17 protein-coding genes and 1 tRNA gene are annotated in these 18,045 nt (G+C 62.2%); 14 read left to right on the top strand and 4 right to left on the bottom strand.

Features of this window, described 5'->3' with window-relative positions; genetic code table 11:
* Positions 1-12: 12 nt before the first annotated feature.
* The gene (locus AB6732_RS05255) at positions 13-264 is read left to right on the top strand and encodes a hypothetical protein (RefSeq protein WP_370958910.1); all 252 of its coding nucleotides are present in this window, start codon (positions 13-15) and stop codon (positions 262-264) included.
* Positions 261-1,670: an ABC transporter substrate-binding protein gene (locus tag AB6732_RS05260; RefSeq protein ID WP_370958912.1), complete on the top strand. Its 1,410-nt coding sequence runs from the start codon at positions 261-263 to the stop codon at positions 1,668-1,670. Before AB6732_RS05255 ends, AB6732_RS05260 begins: the two co-directional genes overlap by 4 nt.
* 190 nt (positions 1,671-1,860) lie before the next feature.
* On the opposite strand, the gene AB6732_RS05265 is transcribed toward AB6732_RS05260, so the two are convergent.
* From AB6732_RS05265 to AB6732_RS05275, 3 genes are read right to left on the bottom strand one after another with little or no spacing between them, the layout of a single operon-like run.
* Positions 1,861-2,871 carry an NADP-dependent oxidoreductase gene (locus AB6732_RS05265; RefSeq protein ID WP_370958914.1) on the bottom strand — a complete coding sequence of 337 codons (1,011 nt, stop codon included), beginning with the start codon at positions 2,869-2,871 and terminating at the stop codon, positions 1,861-1,863.
* 15 nt (positions 2,872-2,886) lie between these two features.
* Complete coding sequence (locus AB6732_RS05270; RefSeq protein ID WP_370958916.1) at positions 2,887-3,282, bottom strand: DUF1304 domain-containing protein; 396 nt, start codon at positions 3,280-3,282, stop codon at positions 2,887-2,889.
* Between the two features lies 1 nt (position 3,283).
* The gene (locus AB6732_RS05275; RefSeq protein ID WP_066210439.1) at positions 3,284-3,706 is read right to left on the bottom strand and encodes an organic hydroperoxide resistance protein; all 423 of its coding nucleotides are present in this window, start codon (positions 3,704-3,706) and stop codon (positions 3,284-3,286) included.
* Positions 3,707-3,756: 50 nt separating this feature from the next.
* Here AB6732_RS05275 and AB6732_RS05280 point away from each other — a divergent pair, with 50 nt between their 5' ends.
* A complete protein-coding gene (locus tag AB6732_RS05280; RefSeq protein WP_370958919.1) occupies positions 3,757-4,197 on the top strand; it encodes a MarR family winged helix-turn-helix transcriptional regulator in 441 nt (146 codons plus the stop codon).
* A 137-nt stretch (positions 4,198-4,334) separates the two neighbouring features.
* A tRNA-Ala gene (locus tag AB6732_RS05285) sits at positions 4,335-4,407 on the top strand.
* Positions 4,408-4,576: 169 nt separating this feature from the next.
* Here the strand turns inward: AB6732_RS05285 and AB6732_RS05290 are convergent.
* The gene (locus AB6732_RS05290; RefSeq protein WP_066210435.1) at positions 4,577-5,182 is read right to left on the bottom strand and encodes a TetR/AcrR family transcriptional regulator; all 606 of its coding nucleotides are present in this window, start codon (positions 5,180-5,182) and stop codon (positions 4,577-4,579) included.
* A 126-nt stretch (positions 5,183-5,308) separates the two neighbouring features.
* Here AB6732_RS05290 and AB6732_RS05295 point away from each other — a divergent pair, with 126 nt between their 5' ends.
* From AB6732_RS05295 to AB6732_RS05340, 10 genes are all read left to right on the top strand, one after another.
* Positions 5,309-6,193: an AvrD family protein gene (locus tag AB6732_RS05295; protein WP_370958921.1), complete on the top strand. Its 885-nt coding sequence runs from the start codon at positions 5,309-5,311 to the stop codon at positions 6,191-6,193.
* A 9-nt stretch (positions 6,194-6,202) separates the two neighbouring features.
* Entirely contained in the window at positions 6,203-6,808 is a 606-nt protein-coding gene (locus tag AB6732_RS05300; protein ID WP_066210431.1) for a TetR/AcrR family transcriptional regulator, read from the top strand.
* 1,234 nt (positions 6,809-8,042) lie between these two features.
* A complete protein-coding gene (locus tag AB6732_RS05305) occupies positions 8,043-8,972 on the top strand; it encodes a hypothetical protein (protein WP_370958924.1) in 930 nt (309 codons plus the stop codon).
* Positions 8,966-9,982, top strand: a complete 1,017-nt coding sequence (locus tag AB6732_RS05310) for a pyridoxal-phosphate dependent enzyme (RefSeq protein WP_370958926.1) — start codon at positions 8,966-8,968, stop codon at positions 9,980-9,982. The genes AB6732_RS05305 and AB6732_RS05310 overlap by 7 nt, the downstream gene beginning before the upstream one ends.
* Complete coding sequence (locus AB6732_RS05315) at positions 9,972-11,132, top strand: ATP-grasp domain-containing protein (protein ID WP_370958928.1); 1,161 nt, start codon at positions 9,972-9,974, stop codon at positions 11,130-11,132. Before AB6732_RS05310 ends, AB6732_RS05315 begins: the two co-directional genes overlap by 11 nt.
* Positions 11,125-12,321, top strand: a complete 1,197-nt coding sequence (locus AB6732_RS05320; RefSeq protein ID WP_370958930.1) for an MFS transporter — start codon at positions 11,125-11,127, stop codon at positions 12,319-12,321. The genes AB6732_RS05315 and AB6732_RS05320 overlap by 8 nt, the downstream gene beginning before the upstream one ends.
* Positions 12,318-13,505 carry an acetyl-CoA carboxylase biotin carboxylase subunit family protein gene (locus AB6732_RS05325; RefSeq protein WP_370958932.1) on the top strand — a complete coding sequence of 396 codons (1,188 nt, stop codon included), beginning with the start codon at positions 12,318-12,320 and terminating at the stop codon, positions 13,503-13,505. The genes AB6732_RS05320 and AB6732_RS05325 overlap by 4 nt, the downstream gene beginning before the upstream one ends.
* Positions 13,506-13,511: 6 nt before the next feature.
* The gene (locus tag AB6732_RS05330; RefSeq protein ID WP_370958934.1) at positions 13,512-14,504 is read left to right on the top strand and encodes a hypothetical protein; all 993 of its coding nucleotides are present in this window, start codon (positions 13,512-13,514) and stop codon (positions 14,502-14,504) included.
* Between the two features lie 135 nt (positions 14,505-14,639).
* Positions 14,640-17,501: an AAA domain-containing protein gene (locus AB6732_RS05335; RefSeq protein ID WP_370958936.1), complete on the top strand. Its 2,862-nt coding sequence runs from the start codon at positions 14,640-14,642 to the stop codon at positions 17,499-17,501.
* A gap of 60 nt (positions 17,502-17,561) precedes the next feature.
* Complete coding sequence (locus AB6732_RS05340) at positions 17,562-17,939, top strand: VOC family protein (protein ID WP_370958938.1); 378 nt, start codon at positions 17,562-17,564, stop codon at positions 17,937-17,939.
* Positions 17,940-18,045 lie beyond the last annotated feature (106 nt).

The raw sequence follows: 18,045 nt of genomic DNA on the forward strand, positions 1-18,045 counted from the left end.
AAGGAGCCACCCATGCACCATCCCTCCACCCTCAGCCCGCGCCGCCGCGGCGCTTCGGCCGTCGCCATCGGCCTGATCGCCGTTGAGGCTCTCGCCGGTTGCAGCAGCAAAGCCGTGCAGACGACGACGTCGGGCACGGACGGCGGCCTGACCACGCTCACCCCAGCGGGTGGCGCCGAGGTCGAAAAGGTCACGTGGAACGTCTTCCAAGGCGAGCCGCAGACCGTGGATCCCTTCCACGCCGCCGACTACACCCGAACATGATCAACTCGAACATGTGCGAGAGCCTGCTCCAGCAGACCCCGGATTTCCAGATCAAGCCGGGTCTGGCGAAGTCCTTCACCAATCCTGACCCGCTCACCTGGGTCTATGAGCTGCGGGATGACGTCACGTTCTGGGACGGCACCCCGATGACCGCAGACGACGTCGCCTACAGCCTGGACGTGAACCTGAAGGACAAGACCTCCTTCTACAACTACCTCTACGCGAACGTGGCCTCCGTGGCCAAGAGCGGCGAGCACCAGGTCACCGTCAAGCTCACCAAGCCGGACTATCTGTTCAACGAGGAGATGGCCAGCTCCGCCGGCGTCGTGGTGGAGAAAGCGTTCCACCAGAAGGCCGGGAAGAAGTTCGGCTCGCCGGACACGGGCCTCATGTGCACGGGCCCGTACCGCTTCAGCCAGTGGAAGCAGGGTCAGTCGATCTCGGCCACCCGGTATGACGGGTACTGGAACAAGGACCTCAAGCCCAAGGTGAAGCAGATCGACTTCACCTTCCTGACCGATGACAACGCGATCACCTCGGGTCTGCTGGCCGGACAGATCGACGGGACATACAACGTGCCGACCTCCGGCACCGCCCAGCTCAAGGCCTCCTCGGCCGGTAAGTACTACGTGGGCGCGGCGCCTCTGGAGACGACGCTCGTGGTCGCCAACCCGAAGGGCGCTCTGGCGAACACCAACGTCCGCAAGGCACTGCAGCTGGCCATCGACTGGAAGGGCATCGGACAGACGGTGTATGGGGGCCTCGGCACGCCGAGCAAGCTGCAGACCCCGCCGTCCGTGTACGGCTTCGCCAAGGATGAGCTGAATAAGCTCGCCGGCACGGTCGCCTCGGATGGCACCGCTCAGATCGAGAAGGCCAAGGCGCTCCTCGCGGATGTCCCGGCGGAGGTGAAGGCGAAGGAGATCACTCTGGTGGTCCCGGCTCAGGCCGAGACCCAGCAGCTCGGGGTGTCGATCAAGGACTCCGCGGACAAGATCGGCCTGAAGTTCAAGCTCAACGTGGTTCCGGCCACCGGCTACTCCAACTACCTGTACGACCCGGCCACCCGAGGCGCCACCGACCTGCTCTACACGCAGTTCTGGCCAGGCATCCCCAACCCGCTCGACTGGCTCGCCACCACCGCGGTGACCGGCGGAACGTTCAACCAGTCCGGCTACAACGGCATCGACACCCTGTTCGCCCAGGCCCGCGCCACCAAGGATCCGGCGCAGCGTGCCGCCGTGGTGGCACAGGCGGAGAAGAAACTCCTCGACGAGATGAACCCGATGTTCCCGGGTGTGGAGCTCCGCAACGACGTGTGGATGAACAACCGCATCACCGGCGCCCCGGCGTCGTTCGACTACGTCTACTACCCGTGGGCGGCGCATCTGGGCGGAACCAAGTAGTCCCACCCCTCAGGCCCGGCCGCACTGGGGAGGGCGCGCCGCGCTGAAAGGGCCCCGGAACCATGGAGGTTCCGGGGCCCTTTCAGCGTTCTCCGGGTGCGCCGCAACGGAAAACCCCCCGGCTTGGTGGACGACCCACGGAAATTTCCGTGGGTCGTCCACCAAGCCGGGGGTCGAACCGCGCAGGTGGCTAGATACGGACCAGCATCTTGCCGGTGTTGGCGCCACGCATCATGGACAGGAACGCCTCGACGGTGTTCTCGACGCCGTCGACGATCGTCTCGTCGTAGCTGATGAGGCCCTCGCTGAACCAGCCGTTCATCCGCTCGGAGAACTCCTGGCCGAGGTGCAGGTAGGAGCCGAGGGTGAAGCCCTGGAGCCGCAGACCCCGGGTGATCATATTGGCCATGTTGTCCGGGCCCGGCGTGCGCTCCGTGGTGTTGTACGCGGAGATCGCGCCACACAGTGCCGCGCGGCCGCCGTCGTTGAACGCGTCCAGAGCGGCTTCGAGGTGGTCCCCGCCGACGTTGTCGAAGTAGACGTCGATGCCCTCCGGAGCGGCGGCCGCGAGGAGTTCGCGCACGTCGCCGTCCTTGTAGTTGAACGCGGCGTCGTAGCCGTACTTCTCGGTCAGCAGGGCGACCTTCTCGGGGGACCCGGCCGAGCCGATGACGCGCTTGGCGCCCAGAAGCTTCGCGATCTGGCCGGCCGCGGTGCCCACGGCGCCGGCAGCGCCGGAGATGAAGACGGTCTCGCCTTCCTTGAGGCTCGCGATCTCGGTGAGGCCCACGTAGGCGGTGAGGCCGGTCATGCCGAGGATGTGCAGACGCAGGGAGAGGGGCACGCCCGGGATCTCGGGGACGGCACGGAATGTCTCGGCGGCATCCTGGACGCCGTCCATCCAGCCATGCTGGTGCAGCACCACCGTGCCGACGGGCAGAACGTCGGAAGCGGACTCCACCACGCGGCCGATGGCGCCGCCCGCGATCGCCTCGCCCAGGGGATAAGGGGCGACGTAGCTGCGGGTGTCGTTCATCCGGCCGCGCATGTACGGATCCACGGAGATGAACTCATTGCGGACGCGGACCTGACCGGGCTCGAGCGCGGGGTGGGTGACGGTCGCGGTGTTGAAGTCCTCCGGCACGGGCCAGCCTTCGGGGCGGCGGGCGAGCTGGATCTCGGTGGTGGTGAAGTCAGTCATGGGGTTCCTTCCGGGTCAGAGGGTGATGCCGAGAATGAGGGAGATGACGCCAAGCGCGGGGATCACGCCCTGCTTGAGCGCTGCGGATGCCTTCTCCGGGCTGGAGAGCAGGAGCACCAGGCTGGCGGCGACCATCGAGCCGGCGCCGGTGAAGACGAGGGTGTTGCCGACGGCGGGCTGGCCGGCGGCCACGAGGATGATGCCGAGCAGGACGGCGATCGCCAGGAAGAGGTTGTAGAAGCCCTGGTTGAAGGCCAGCTCACGAGTGGCGGTGGCTTCGGTCTCGCTGGTGCCGAACACGGCGCGCGCCCGCGGCGAGGTCCAGGCGAAGGATTCCATCCAGAAGATGAAGACGTGCACGAGCGCGGCGATGCCGCTCAGGATGAGGCCGACGACGGCGAGGACGGTCATGTCAGGCCACCGCGAGTTCGACGTCGATGTTGCCGCGCGTCGCGTTGGAGTACGGGCAGACCTGGTGCGCCTTCTCGATCAGTTCCTGAGCCTGCTCGCGGGGGAGTGCGGGCAGGTCGACCTCGAGGCGGACGGAGAGGCCGTAGCCGCCATTGTCGAGGGAGTGCAGCGAGACGTCGGCAACGACTTCGGATTCACCGGCGTCGAGCTTGGCCTGTGCCGCCACAAGCTTGAGTGCCGAGTGGAAGCAGGCGGCGTACCCGGCGGCGAAGAGCTGTTCCGGGTTGGTGGCTCCGCCGGCTCCGCCGAGTTCCTTCGGGGTGCGGACCGGGGCGTCGAGGAGGCCGTCGGAGGACTGGATGTGGCCGTTGCGGCCATCTCCATGGGCGACGGCGGTGGCTGTGTAGAGAGCTTTTGTAGTCATGTACGCAACTATATTGTGCAAAATACAAATGCGCAATCTAGAATAGAGACATGTCCTACGAACAACTCGACCTCGACGCGCAGCTGTGCTTCCCGCTGCACGCGGCATCGCGCGCCGTGACGCGCGCCTATGGGGAGCTGCTGGCCGAATCGGGCCTCACTTACCCGCAATATCTGGTGATGCTCGCGCTGTGGAGGGCGGAGAGTTCCCTGAGTGTCGGTGAGCTGGGGGAGCGGCTGCGGCTCGACAGTGGCACCCTGACACCCTTACTAAAGCGTCTCGAGGCGGCGGGGCGACTGACTCGGCACCGCTCGCCGGAGGATGAGCGGCGCGTGCTGGTGTCCCTGACGCCGGAGGGGCTGGCTCTCCGCGAGGTGGTGGCGGAAGTGCCGGGTCGGTTGGGGGAAATCGTGGGGCTTGGCCGCGAGGATGCCGAGAAACTGAAGAGTCTCCTGATGACCGTGATGAGCTCCCTCGACGGGCTCCGGTGAGGGTCGGGCCAACCTGGGCTTCTGAGGTATGGAAGCGCAGGTCAGGGCTCGATTTGGGCGATCCGCCACCGGTGGTCTAAGCTATATGAGTCGCAGCGGCGGGGAACGATTTCCCGGCGAGGTGGACAAGTGAATAGGGGGGTATGGCGCAGTTGGTAGCGCGTCTGCATGGCATGCAGAAGGTCAGGGGTTCGAATCCCCTTACCTCCACAGATGAAGGGCCGGTCGAGAGACCGGCCCTTCGGCGTTTTTGGGGGCCACGGTCGCTGTGCCTGCCTAGGGAGCTCCGCTCGGGAATGTGAACCCAGTGGCACCAACAAGACGAGGTTGGCGGACGAGGGCCGCTGGGGGCTGAGGGTTCCACGCAGGGCGAGGCAGTTCAGCCTCGGGCTACGACCGCACTGCTCCGTGTCGCCTGATCGAAGGCCAGTTCGGCGGTTCGGCGGGCGAGTTCGTCCGTGAGACCCGCGCCCACTGGCAGGAGTGCCTTGGTGAGCAGTGGGCTCAGGAGTAGATCGCAGATCCAGTCGAGGTCCATCTGCGAGGCTTCCATCTCTCCGCGGGTGACGGCCCGATCCAAGACGGCCTGCACATTGGCCCGGCGGGGCCCGATGAACTGAGTGAGGTAAAGGTGCCGGATCGACTCGTCGATACGGATCGTCTCCAGCAGCCCTGGGAGGTTGTTCCGCAGCAACGGATCGGCGAACATCGCGACCTCCTGGCGCTGAAGCCGGAGGAGGTCGGAGCTAAGGGCTCCCGTGTCCTCGATCTCGTTCACGCCGAATCGATGCTGGATGACGTCGAACGCCAGGTGTCCGACGTTACGGTACCTGCGATAAAACGTCGGCCTCGTGGTGCCGACCTCTGCCACGAGGCCGTCGACGGTGAGGCTTGAGTAACCCGAGCTCCGCATGATGCGTTCGGCGGCCTGTCGCAGGGCTTCGCTGACATCAGAAGAGAGCGGCCGGCCTCGTTTGGTTGCCATGCGGCCAGTCTATCAAGCCGCCTCCTTCGCGGTCCTTGTCTCGCCGTCGGTGAATTAATATAGTGAAGGCGCTGTAATGGATCTCTGCGTGACGAAGGAGAAATCGTGGGGGAGAGGCCTGGCGGGATGAGTCTTGAAGATGAGCTCGGTCCCGCGGAACATCGGTACTTCGGCGGCGGATACCGTCAGGTCAAGCACGAGTTGCTGGAAGACGGCGACGGCGACGGCAAGCTATGGCAGGGGCGAGTCACTTATCCGGTGCTGTGGTCGCTCGGGTCAGACGGGCGTTCCCGCCGTCCGCATCTGAGCTCGGTGGACGCGCTGGCACTCCCGATGACAGCACTCGCCAAGACCCACTCGCGGGAGGCCTTCACGTCTCAAAGCGATACGCAATACTGGGTCAGGTACGTGAAGATCCGGGCGGGGAGCGAACCGTGGGATCGGTTGACCGACGTCCCGGTCGCGCTTGAGATGAGCAGGCGTGCACATGGCGGGCGGTCGCTCGAATGGTGCTCGGCCCGGGTGGGGAACATGAAGGTCGAATTGGGGCTTGCCGTGGCGGCGATCAAGCCTTCGACGATGGCTGAGACGATCAGTGATCTCGACTATCGGGACCACTCGATCGCGTCTGCGGTGGACGAGCCTGATGCCATGGTCCATGAACTCAGATCGAGGCATGTCCTCGCGATCGGGACGACTGCCGACCAGGCCCCGGCGTATGCGTCAGCCATCGACTTCCTTGTCACCATGGGCCAGCTGGCTCAGGCTTTGGTGTACCGGGCTCACGCGACAGACCGGACTGGCGTGGACAATCTGTGGATGCGGACGATGACCATTGCGGTTCATGGTGGACGGCCGATCGTCCCCGGACCCTTTGAAGCCGTGACGACGTTGGACCGGGAGGGCGCCGTGGCGATCGACGGCCGGCGGCTGCGGACCGTGCGTGTCCGATCCTTGGCATCGGTGGGCGTCGAAGGTGTGGCGGATCTGGCGTACTTCAGTGAGAGGTGAGGTGCGGGCATGATTCCTGACTCAGAGCGCAGGCAGGAGATTCTCTCGGCCGCAGCATCGTTGCTTGTCGACATGCCACTTGCGGACGTGGCCCTGTCGGACGTCGCTCGCGTCCTCCCTGCGCCGCTTCAGGAGGTGAATCGCTATTTCGGTTCCGTCGTCGACATCGGCGCCGCCCTTCTGAATGCCGAGGGAGACAGTATGCGGGAAGCGCAGCGCGCCGGTGCGTCAGCCGGGAGTGACCCGCTCGCGGTGCTCCAGTCCACGTTTCATGCGGTGGCCGTGAACATCAGTTCTCAGCCGATCGTCAGGGCTGGCATCCGGATCGCACAGGAGTCCCGACGGTTCTACCCCGAGCGGCGGATCGACCCATTCCGCACGTGGAAGGCGTTCGTCGTCGGGCAGCTGGAACTGGCCAAGTCTGAAGGGCGTCTTCGCTCAGGCGTCGACTGCGAGTCTGCGGCGTGGTTGATCGTGTCGTCGGGTCTAGGGGCGAAAGAGCTGGTCGCGTTCAGCGGGCGGTGGAGTGAGTTGCCCGAGATCATGGGCAAGACGGTTGGGCAGATCGTCTTGCTGCTTGAGACCGGCAGGGATCGTGCCGAGGACCCGGCCTGACCACGCGTGAGCACCGCTGGAACACGCTGCCGTCCGCGGTCATATTGAGCGCATCAGATCAATATTATGACAGGTGGTGTAACGTAAAGGCGTCGAGACGTTGACGTCTTGTGGGCATCTGATGGGGAGACTCGTCGGGGGAGCGCGGACGCGTGATGGGCTCACCTTCATGGTCATTGGGGGCTTGAAGGTGATTCTGGTGGCCTCCTGTTCTGGGGGGCGAGGCCAACGGGCCATCGCGCGGAAAGGGTGCAGGAAGCCGCCTGGCTTCGTGACGAGCATTTCGCCGTCGTTCCACCGCTGGGAATCGGGCTATTGATGCTCGGAGGGCTGCTGACCAGGCCGAGGCATCACGCCGAGGCGGTCAGCAGCCCATATCCATATCAGGCCGCGAACTGCCGGGAGGGCCCGCCTGGGGATGGGCGCGAGCAGTCTACCGCGCCGCTCCTTGCGATGACGGCGATGGCATCTCGATTGCGGCCCAGGTTTACGGTGCCCCGCCGCGTCGGGCCCACACTCCTCTTCGGGTTCCCTGCGGTGCCGCTATCGGCCGAAAGGTGGTGACGTGTCCTGCGATGACAACCTTGATGGCGACAAGCCTCCAGCCGGGCGTTACCCACATTGTCCATGGAGCGACGGAAGAAAATCGCGCTCGCCAGCGGACCTGATATGGACGACAGGTCGTAGTGCAAGGACGATCCTCATTAAGATAGGGTATGTAACGTATATCTCGCAGTTTCGGTCGTTCGCCTCCATTCAGAGCCGGAACGGCGAGTGGCAGTGACTTGGTCAAGAGCGATCCAGCCTGGAGTTGGTTCAGCGACGTCAGGAAAGGGTCCCTTTGAGAATCACTCTTTGTCTTCTGTGTGATGAAGCCGCGGCTGACTCGACGTGCTGCCGGGTTCATTGAGGTGAGGCCTGAGCCAGCGAAGAGCATCGAGCGCGAGCCTCGTGCGCCTATTGGGGCCAGGTGGAGCGGGCAGCCTGCGGCCGGCCAGCCCGCCATTCTGTTGCCTGCGTAGCCCACATCGGAGGTGATCCGGATCTTCGGCGTCGCCCTGCTCGAAAATGTGTTTGATAGCAGTCCCGCGGGGCTGCTTGTTCAGATTCACCGATCAGAATCCGGCCGGTGTCACCGTTTGCGTGACAGGAGGTTCTGGGTCGTCCAAATGCTATTCAACAACAAGAGTTTCACGATATGGCGACTGTGGTTCGTCGATAAAAGGAGATATCCGTGGCGCACGACGATGGTCACGCCCTGATGCGTGAATCTGCGCATCTGGCGCGACAAGAGTTGGATGTTCTCGCGATTGGCACCTGCTCCGGGTCCGTAGGTGAGCTCTGGCAGGGTCCAGCATGGTCGGGTAGCGCGGACGAGGTTGCGCTTCTGACCCTGCACGGCCCGAATCAGAGCATCACCTATGCCAGCCCCGCGAAGCCTGGCGGTCTTGAACATCGCGATAGTTACGACAGCTTGAGGAGGAAGGCCGAAGATGTCTTTTACGGAATGACGGGGTTCCCTCGCCAAGATGTGGTGCTCCGGTATCTGAGTGACATTCCACGTGGCAAGGGCATGGCAAGCTCGACCGCTGACATCGTTTCCGTCATCAGATGCCTCTTCAAGCTTCATGGTTCGCCCGTGACCGATGAAGCGATGCGGGAGATCCTTCGTCATATCGAGCGGTCTGATCCGATCTTTCATGATTATCAGTCGATCTATTTCAGTGGACTGCAGAGGGTCTACCGACGATTCGAATCGCGGGTCGGTTTTTATGCCTATTGGGCCTTCGGAGGCGAGACGACTGCGACAAAGCACTTCGACCGTGGCTTGCTGCTCGACTCGTACTGCCGACATCGCGACGCATACGCGGCGTCCTTGTCTCGACTCGTGGCCGGTATGGACGCCGGATCTGCTGCGGCAGTGGCTGCGGAGGCGACGGAGAGTGCCCGGCTGGCGCAGGACTACCTATGGTCACCGTCCGTTGAAAGTCTCCTCGGCAGCTACCGAGAGCTGGGTGCTGCCGGCGTCGTGCGCGGCCACACCGGAAGCGTAGCCGGCCTGCTCTTCGAGGAGCGCCCAGCGGCCGCGGAGGCTGACGAGGTCAAGCGGATGTTCTCCCGTAGTTTGATGGAATGCTATGAAGGAAGTGTGGGATTATGCTGACTCATCCAGCGGACTTTCTCTCCAAGCCGGCCCTTCTCACAGTGAGACCGGGGTTCCATGTCTTGCGCTTTGAGTCTATGAAAGTCGCCTCCGCTGTAACGACGGTGCGAACGCTTCTTGACGAGGGGCGCATTGATCGAGGATCAATTCTTGTCGACAGTTCGAGTGGTATTTACGCGGTTGCGCTGGCGATGGCGGCCCATAAATTCGGCTTGCGCTGCAAGATCTTCGCTTCGACGACCGTTGACGCCGTCACCCAGGCGCAACTGAAATCTCTCGGCGCTGAGGTGGAGAGCGTCCCACCATCCGCTTCGCTGAAGCTCGATCAGGGTGAGCGGGTTCGGAGGGTTCAGGCATATATCGAGGCCACGCCTGATGCGTACTGGATGCGTCAATATCACGATCCGCTGCACTATGACGGGTATGCGGAAATCGCCTCCGAGCTAACCTTCCCTGAGCGTCCAGAGATTGTTCATCTCGTGGGGAGTGTCGGTTCCGGCGCCTCGACAAAAGGGATATCCAATGGTTTGAAGTCGAATCACGACGTCGTAGTCCACGGAATCCAGCCGTTCGGGTCCGTGACGTTTTCTTCGGAGCACGTCGAAGACCCCGACATGATCATCGCTGGAATCGGTAGCGCCATTCATTTCGACAACGTCGAGAGAGATCTCTACCGATCGATCGACTGGCTGAGCTTCGGTGTAGCGGCCACGGCAACGGCAAGGATGTATCAGGAGATCGGCTTGTTCGCAGGCCTGTCGTCCGGATGTGCCTATCTGGTCGCCGACAAGATGATCCATAGAAATCTCGCCGAAGGCGAATCAGTGGTCATGATCGCTCCCGACACCGGTCATCGTTACGCACAGGCTTTGCTGCCTTACATCTCTCAACCTGTCATGCACTACGACGAATTGGCACCCATATTCGTGCGGAGTCGAGACGACCTGGCACTCCCGTGGAGCCGTCTTGATCGAGCCGAACTTCCCCTGAAGGATTGGAATGAGTTCTAAAACTATCGTCGCTCTCGAGGCGATGACCGTCAATCTCGAGCTTCTCGACGCCGCTGCGCGGCGCCGAGACCTCCATCTCATCGTCCTGGCGGGGGTCCCGGGCATGTATTTACCAGGTGGCCGGGACGTGGACATCCAGCAATGCGACACCTTCGATCTCGATGCGGTTCGGGCCCGCCTTGAGGAGCATGGCGACTCTCTTGTTGGCCTGCTCAGCCCCACCGATACGTGGGGGATTCAAGCGGTGGCGCTTTGCGAGGAACTGGGGCTCCCGCATCTCACGTCGTCGGAGAGGCTGGAGAAGCTCCGGGACAAGGCATGGGTTCGACACACCACCGATGCCGCATTCGGAAAGGTGCGCACGGGCATCGATCAGTCGCCACATATTCTGAAGCCGCGGAAGGGCACCGGGTCACAGAACATTGAACTGTTCCCGACGCGTCTGGAGCTAGAAGAGTCTGCAGAAAAGCGGAATCTGGTGTCGGATGAATGGGTAGTGGAACCCTACTTCAGAGGTCCGGTCTACAGCGCCGAGACCTATACCCGGGGCGGGTCGACGGCATTGCTGGGCGTGACCAACCGGATCATGTCACCCGAACCTCTCTTTGTGGAGCTGGTGAAGACGTTTCCCCATCTTCACGGCACTTCATGGGAGGGCAGTGTGGAGGCGTGGGCCAAGACGATCCTGGAGAGTGTCGAATTCGAAGCCGGGTTCGCCCACATCGAGTTCTGTGAGACGGCGAACGGTTTTGAGCTGATTGAGATCAACGCCCGAATGGCCGGTGCGCTCATCGGTCCTGCGATTCATCAGACGACAGGGATCGATATCTACGACATCCTGATCGCAGATGCCCTTGGAGAAGAACCGTGTTCTCTCGTGAGGAACATCCGAGGTGGGCACTCTCACGTCAGTGTCTATGCGGAGACAGCTGGAACCTTGACGTCGATCGACGGACTCGATCTGCTCGATGGCCTTCCTGGGAACATCGGCTGGATCCCGGCCAAGGCGGTCGGAGCTGAGATCTCACACGTGGGGGACTACAAATCTCGGATCGGAAACATCTATGCGACGGCGGCGGAGCCAGGGCTGGCCCAGGACTACGCGGTTTCAGCCAGCCGGCACTTGAGGGTGACGGTTTCCGGTGACTGAGACGTTGACGCCTGCGCCAGCGAAGATCCCAACATCTTCCTGGACGCTGCTGGTTCTGATCGTCGCGTCCGGCATCACGACCTTCATGTTCCTGCCGCTGCTCACGCTTGAGCTCGTGCGCAGAGGACTGGGCGTCGCCAGCATTGGAATCGTCGTAGGGGCGATGACCGGGTCCGGACAGATTGCGTCGGTATTTCTCGGATCCTTGGTGGCGAGGTTCGGCTCGAAAAGCGTGGCGCTCTGCGGGCTCGTGGTGAGGGCTGCCGGACTCTCCACCTTCCTGTTCCGTGATGATTTTGCCAGCTACCTTGTGGGAAGCATTGTTGCGGGCATCGGGTCCACCAGTGTGTCTCTAGGGATCAAGACTGAGCTTCTTGCTGCGGCCGGTTCGCGAAAGCTGATTTCACTCCGGTCGGCGGCGGTCAATGCGGGTGCCCTGATCGGTCCTGCCATCGGGGCGATCCTCTTCCAGGTCACAGGATTCAACATGATCATCGCCGCCTCATTGATCAGCTACCTGGTCATGGGTGCTGTCATCGTCTTTGTGCGCTTTGAATCCCGTGGCGCCGGAGTTCGGCCCAGTGCTGATCCACCGGTGCTTGAAGACCGCCTGTTTGCATCTGGAAAGCGTCGGCAGATCGCAGTGCTGCTGTTGCTGGTCGCGTCGTACTGGTTCGCATATTCGCAGTGGAACCTGCTGATGCCGCTTGCCGCCAAGCAGGCATTCCACACGGATCAAGCCTCGTCATGGTTTTACATTGCTAATGCTGCTCTGATCCTTGGGCTTCAATATCTCCTCCTCGTGCACCTGCTCGGTCGTCTGAGTTCACGTCGCATTCTGGTCCTGGGATACGGCAGTCTGGTCGCCGGATTCGTCGTGCTCATGTTCGGATGGGCCGCCCCCGCAGTTGTGGCATTCGTTGTGCTTTTCACTCTTGGCGAGGCTCTCGTCAGTCCGACTCTTGATGAGACCGCATCCGGGCTCTCCCTCGGACACGGGGGACTGGGTCGGCTGTTCGGCCTCATCGGATCAGTGTCCGGAGCAGCCTCATTCGCCGGTGGCGCCATGACCGGCGGGATTCTGAGTGCCGTTGGCACTGGTCCGGCCGCCAGCGCCGCCGGTCTCTTCGCGGGCCTTCTCGGTATGGTCCTCGCACTCTGGGGTTTACGAAAGAAGGAGCTGAGTTGAGGTTCACCATCTACATTCCGACTCCCCGGGGGATAGTCCTGGAGGCAGCGAGACGGTTCGGCCGCCTGTCAGTTGTTCCAGTGATTCAGCCCGGTCAGGACTTGAGCGAATACGGGGGGCTCGAGCCCCTGTTCGTTCAAGATCCACTCGACCCGGTTGAGGTTGCCCGGGCTGTTCTCGCACGAGACGCGGATGGTGACTCTCGATCGATCTGCCTTGCGTTCGGGGATAAGTCGACCGAGGTGGCAAGTCTTGTGAATGCTGCGCTTGGGTGGGACCTTCCGGGATACCTGGACTTTGTCACCCTCGAGACATTCCGCAGCAAATCCAAGCTTCGCCGTGTCCTCGGAGAGGGCAACCCGCTCAACGTTCCTTTCGCCGCGGTGTCACGGTGCGACGAGGTCGTTCGGTTTGTCGAGAAGATCGGCACGCAGGCGATCCTGAAGCCCGCAGACGGAAGCGGAAGCCGCAACATCGTTACTTTGGACCCCGGAACGGTGAGCGCGACCCTGTCGGCGATCGACACGTCGTGGATGTCGCAGGGCGCGGTCGTGGAACAGCGGGTTGTCGGTCCGGAATTTTCGGTCGAGGCGCTCAGCTGGAACGGGGAGCATTCGATTCTCGGTGTCACCCGGAAGTTCACTTCCGGTCCTCCGGGCTTCATCGAGACCGGGCACGAGTTTCCGGCGGACGTTTCGCTCGAGGTCCGAGACGCTCTCGAGCACGCCACCAAAGAGATTCTCAGCGCCGCAGGCCACCTTAGCGGCTTGTCTCACACTGAGCTGATCCTGGATGACGCGGGACCCAAGCTGGTGGAGTCGCACGGCAGACCAGGGGGCGATCGCATCTCGGACATGGTCGGCCTGGTTCGTGGCCGGTCGTCGTTCGAACTCTGGTTCGATGCGATGCTCACCGGTAGGCTCCCGGTGGTCCAGGAATCAGGGGTCACGGCGGGTGTCGAGTTTCTGGATCTCACGGGAATGAAGTCCACCGATGAGCAATGGACGGACCGCATGCTCAGTCTCCCCGGGGTCGTAGAGGCTTCCATCTTGCTGCCGGAAGCGGAGCGCGGCGAAATCGTTTCGTCGAGTACCCGGCACAGCCTGGTCGTTTTTTGTGGTTCGACAGACGAACGCGCCCGTATTCGGCGAGCAATCAATGCTGCAAACCTTGAACTCAAGTAGGGAAACATGAAGATTCTTGTTCTGACGATCCAGACCAACGATTACAAGTTCGTCAATAACTTCCTCATCCCGGAGTCCCTGCACCGCCAGGGCCACGAGGTCGCCCTCGGTGATGTCGATACGCTCAGCTACCTCCAAGGGGTCATTCAGTGCAAGCAGGCCACCTTCGAAGGCGGGGCTGTCGGCGAACCGCACGTGATCATGGATGAGATGCGCTCGTGTGAAGACTTCGATCTCGTCTGGGTGCTGGACTACAGTCACCCCGACCGTGAAAAGGAGTTCTTCCAGCTCCTGTGGCTCCTGGAGCGCAGAGTCCCCTTCGTCAACGACCCCAGCGGTCTCTTCTTCATGAACAACAAGATCGGAATCGCGGCTCTTGATCTGCAGGACAATCTTCCCGAGTCGTTTGTTTCCTGCGACGAGGAGACCCTCCGTCAGGTCTGCGAGTCCAATGGTGACATCTCCTGGGTGATCAAGCCGCCGAATGCCGGCTGCGGTGCAGACGTGTTCAAGCTGACTGCAGGCGACGCCAATTTCTCCGCCCTTCTTCAGTCAGCGACGGGCAACGCTTACCAGAAGTACGAGATGTTCACGCGGGAGGCCTTCGGCCAGGCGGAGAAGTATGCAGTGCTTCAGGAGTTCCTGCCGGAGCTCAAGGGAACCGAGAAGCGGGTGATGATCGCCGACGGAAAGGTTGTCGGGGGGTTCAAGAAGACGGGCAAAGGTGCCGAGTTCCGCGGCAACGCTTCGACAGGCGGCGATGTCGGTGCGCTCGAGCTGAATGCGGATGAGCTTGCCCTGAGCGAGAAGATCGGTGAGCGGCTGAAGGACTTCGGAATTCGTTTCGTGGGGATTGATATGGCGTATCCATACCTCGTCGAGCTCAACCTCGTGAATCCCGGCGGGATCAATTACCACAGAAAGGCCACTGGGGAGGACATTGCGGACTTGCTGACCAGGACAGCGGTCGACGGAGCGCTTGCCGCAGCTGCTCGCTAGGTTCATTTCTCAAGGGCCGCCGCATTCAAACCGGTGCAGGCCTTTGGGAAATTCGGCTGAGGCGTGTACACGGTGACGTGTGAGGTGGCCGCCATGAGCTGACGCCCGATTCCACTCTCAGGCGGGCGTCAGCCCATGCAGGCCCGTGTATTCGGTCGACGGCAGGATGCCTGGTCGTTTAACGGTTTTGAGGAGGCTATTTTGGTTGATCCACGGAGCGCACTCGTACTCACGCGAAAAGACCCGAAGTCTAGATGGTCGGACAGCACGCACGAGGTGGACTCCTTCGCCATCGGCGCGTCCAAGATCACCTTGACCTTTGTGCCGAAGCACGCAGGAAGCCCACGCATCGCGTACTCATACAGCCGGGTGCGGGCGGCCGTCTGTGCCCCAGGGACCCCGATTCTTGTGCCGGACCAGCATGTGGTCTTGGTGCGCGGAGTTCTGTGGTCATCGGCTCCCGAGATCTTCGAGTTCGATGGCCCGGATGGGCGACTGAGGAAGTTGTTCTGGACCAGCCGGGATGGCATCGAGAAAACGTGTTGGTACGAGGCGGAAGACGTGGTCATCATGGCTGACGCGACGTACCGCTCTGCCCAGTCCAGTGCAGTCTTGGGCTATTTCCGAGAGATCATCGAGGCGAAGGATCCTGAATCCGACCCGATAGTCCGGGCCTATCGATCGTTCGATTTCGTCCATCCGGAGAGCGTGCTCGCAAGGTATCTTTCGGGAGGGCTGCCGTCACCACGGTCTGCGCCAGCTAAGCGGGTGTATCCATTTCGTAGCAACCTCAGCCAGCAGGAGGCTACCGAGAAAGCGCTGACGCATCAGATCTCGGTGATCGAGGGACCGCCCGGGACCGGAAAAACGGAGACCATCTTGAACCTGATCGCAAACATCGTCGTCAACGATCTGGGGAGCGTTGCCGTGGTGTCGTTGAGCAACTCCGCTGTCGAGAATGTGGGTGAGAAGCTCCAAGAGTACGGGTTCGGTCATATAGTGGCTGAGCTCGGAAACCGAACGAAACAGGAAGCCTTTTTCGCGGGCCAAAGGCAGCGCAATGAAGCTGCTGTCGCCTTTGCCCATTGCTCGCCGCCCGCACCGGATCCCACGCAGCTTGCCGAGCTCGACGAGCGGCTGAGAGCGCTACAAGCCATGGAGCGCGAACGGGCACAGGCTCGGGCGCTCCTCGCCGAGTACCGGCTGGAGTATGATCACTTCCGACGACGCTGCGACGACGAAAAGTCGGTGAGTGTCGACTCGCTTCCGCTTTTGCGCCGCCCCACCTCGCGCATCCTGGAGTTCCTTGCTGAGTCCTCCCTCGAAATGGAGTTTGGTTACCGCCCGGGTCTCATCGGTCGGGTGAGGAAATTCTTCAAGTATGGGCGTATACGAGACATCGATCCGGCCGACGTTGAAACTGTTCTCGCGCTTCAGTCCGCGTACTACCAAAAGCGCATTGCCGAACTCGTCTCAGACATCGCCAGGCTCGACGGCGAGCTCGATGGTTCCGACTTCGAAGAAGTAGCCCGCCAGCGGCAGCTGCGGTCGCTTGAGACATTTGCTGCATCGCTTGCATCAAGAGTCGGTCAAGGCGGCCGGGCCGACTTCACCCCGGACTCGCTACGGCACGCCACATCGTTTCGCTCGCTAGTTCACGAGTACCCATTGGTTCTCAGCACCTGTCACTCTTTGCGAAGAAATATTCCGGCAGGCAATCTGTTCGACTACCTCATCATTGACGAGGCGTCGCAGGTCGACCTCCTGAGTGCGAGCTTGGCGATGTCGGTGTGCCGAAACCTCGTCATTGTCGGTGACCGCAAGCAACTTCCGCAGATCAGCTCGATGCCGGAGGGCGCACTGCCGGCACCATCTCCGCCTTATGACTATGTCGAGCAGAGCATCCTCTCCTCGTTGCAGTTTCTCTACGGCGAAGCGGTGCCGGTGACTCTGCTCCGTGAGCACTATCGCTGTCATCCTGCGATTATCGGCTTCTGCAATCGTGCGTTCTACGATGGCCAACTGATTCCCTATACGAGCAGCGACGGCCGGGCCGCGCCGGCCATGAGGGTCCATCCCACAGCTCGCGGCAATCACATGCGCCAGCACCGAGGAGGCGGGAAATCGAATCAGCGGGAAATCGACGTCGTGCTTCAGGAAGTTCTCCCCGCAGCTCCGCCGGGCACCCGGCTGGAGGACATTGCGTTCGCGGCGCCGTACCGACAGCAGGCTGACAAGGCCGCAGCGCAACTGAGCGATCAGATGGACACAGTCGACACCGTGCATCGATTGCAGGGCCGACAGAAACGCATGGTGGTGCTGACAACGGTGCTGTCCGAGACCTGGCAGGGCCTCCGCGGCCTGCAGTTCGTCGACGACCCCAGGCTCATCAATGTCGCTGTGTCCCGAGCCATCGACACCTTTGTGCTCGTCACAAACTTCGACCAGCTTCCGAAGAGCCGGCATATACGGGATCTGATCGGTTACATCGAGTACCACTATCCCGATCAGGCCGTCGAGCCGAGCGCGGTGGTGTCGGTTTTCGACCTGCTGTACCGAGACTTTGACGCGCAATTGGCTCCCCTGGCGGGTCGGCTCAGCAGCACGGCGAAGTACCGCTCGGAGGAGATCATCAGAGTGTTGATCGGAGACATCCTTGCCGAGCCGGCCCATGGCCATCTTCGATTGCAGGAGCAAGTCTTCCTCAAGAATCTCGTAGCTCGAGGAACTTCGTTGAACGATGAGCAGCGTGCGTTTGTCCGGCGGACGTCCTCGGTCGACTTCGTGGTTTACAACACCGTGACTCAGCTACCGCAACTCGCCATTGAGGTGGACGGGTTCGCCTGGCACGAGAACAATCCAGCCCAGTTGAGGCGGGACAGAGTGAAGGACTCGGTCCTGCAACGCGTAGGGCTGCCTCTCCTTCGGCTCCGCACCACTGAGAGCGGAGAAGAAGACCGCATCCGGGGAGCCCTCGCCGCATCGGCGCGGGTTTGACCACAGGCTCAACAGGGGATCGCTCTGGACGGATCGCCCGCTTCGTGGTCGGCTGGAACCATGAGTTCACTGATCCGGCACATCACCCTTGATGCGGCAGACCCCTTCCAGCTGGCACGGTTCTGGGCGGAAGCCCTGGACGGTTCACTGGGCGACGACGACGCGCCCGGCGATCCCGAAGCCATGGTCACGTCCGCCGCCGGTGCGCTGCTGTTCGTCAGAGTCGATGACCGCAAGACCGTGAAGAACCGGATGCATCTGGACATTCAGCCCCAGGACCGCAGCCGCGACGAGGAGGTCGAACGCCTGCTCTCGCTCGGGGCCACCGTCCAGGGTGACCACCGGCGGCCCGACGGGACCGGGTGGGTGACCCTGCACGATCCTGAGGGCAACGAATTCTGCGTCGAGCGCAGCGCCTCGGAAAGGGTGAACGGCTGACGGCATGACGCCCGGCGACGGCTGACCAGGCGCGTTGCGACGCCACAGCCACCCTTGTATGACATCCCCGAACGCGGCGTTGTCAGCGGTGAGTGTAAACGCTTAC

Source organism: Arthrobacter sp. RCC_34 (assembly GCF_041360795.1).
GTDB lineage: Bacteria > Actinomycetota > Actinomycetes > Actinomycetales > Micrococcaceae > Arthrobacter_E.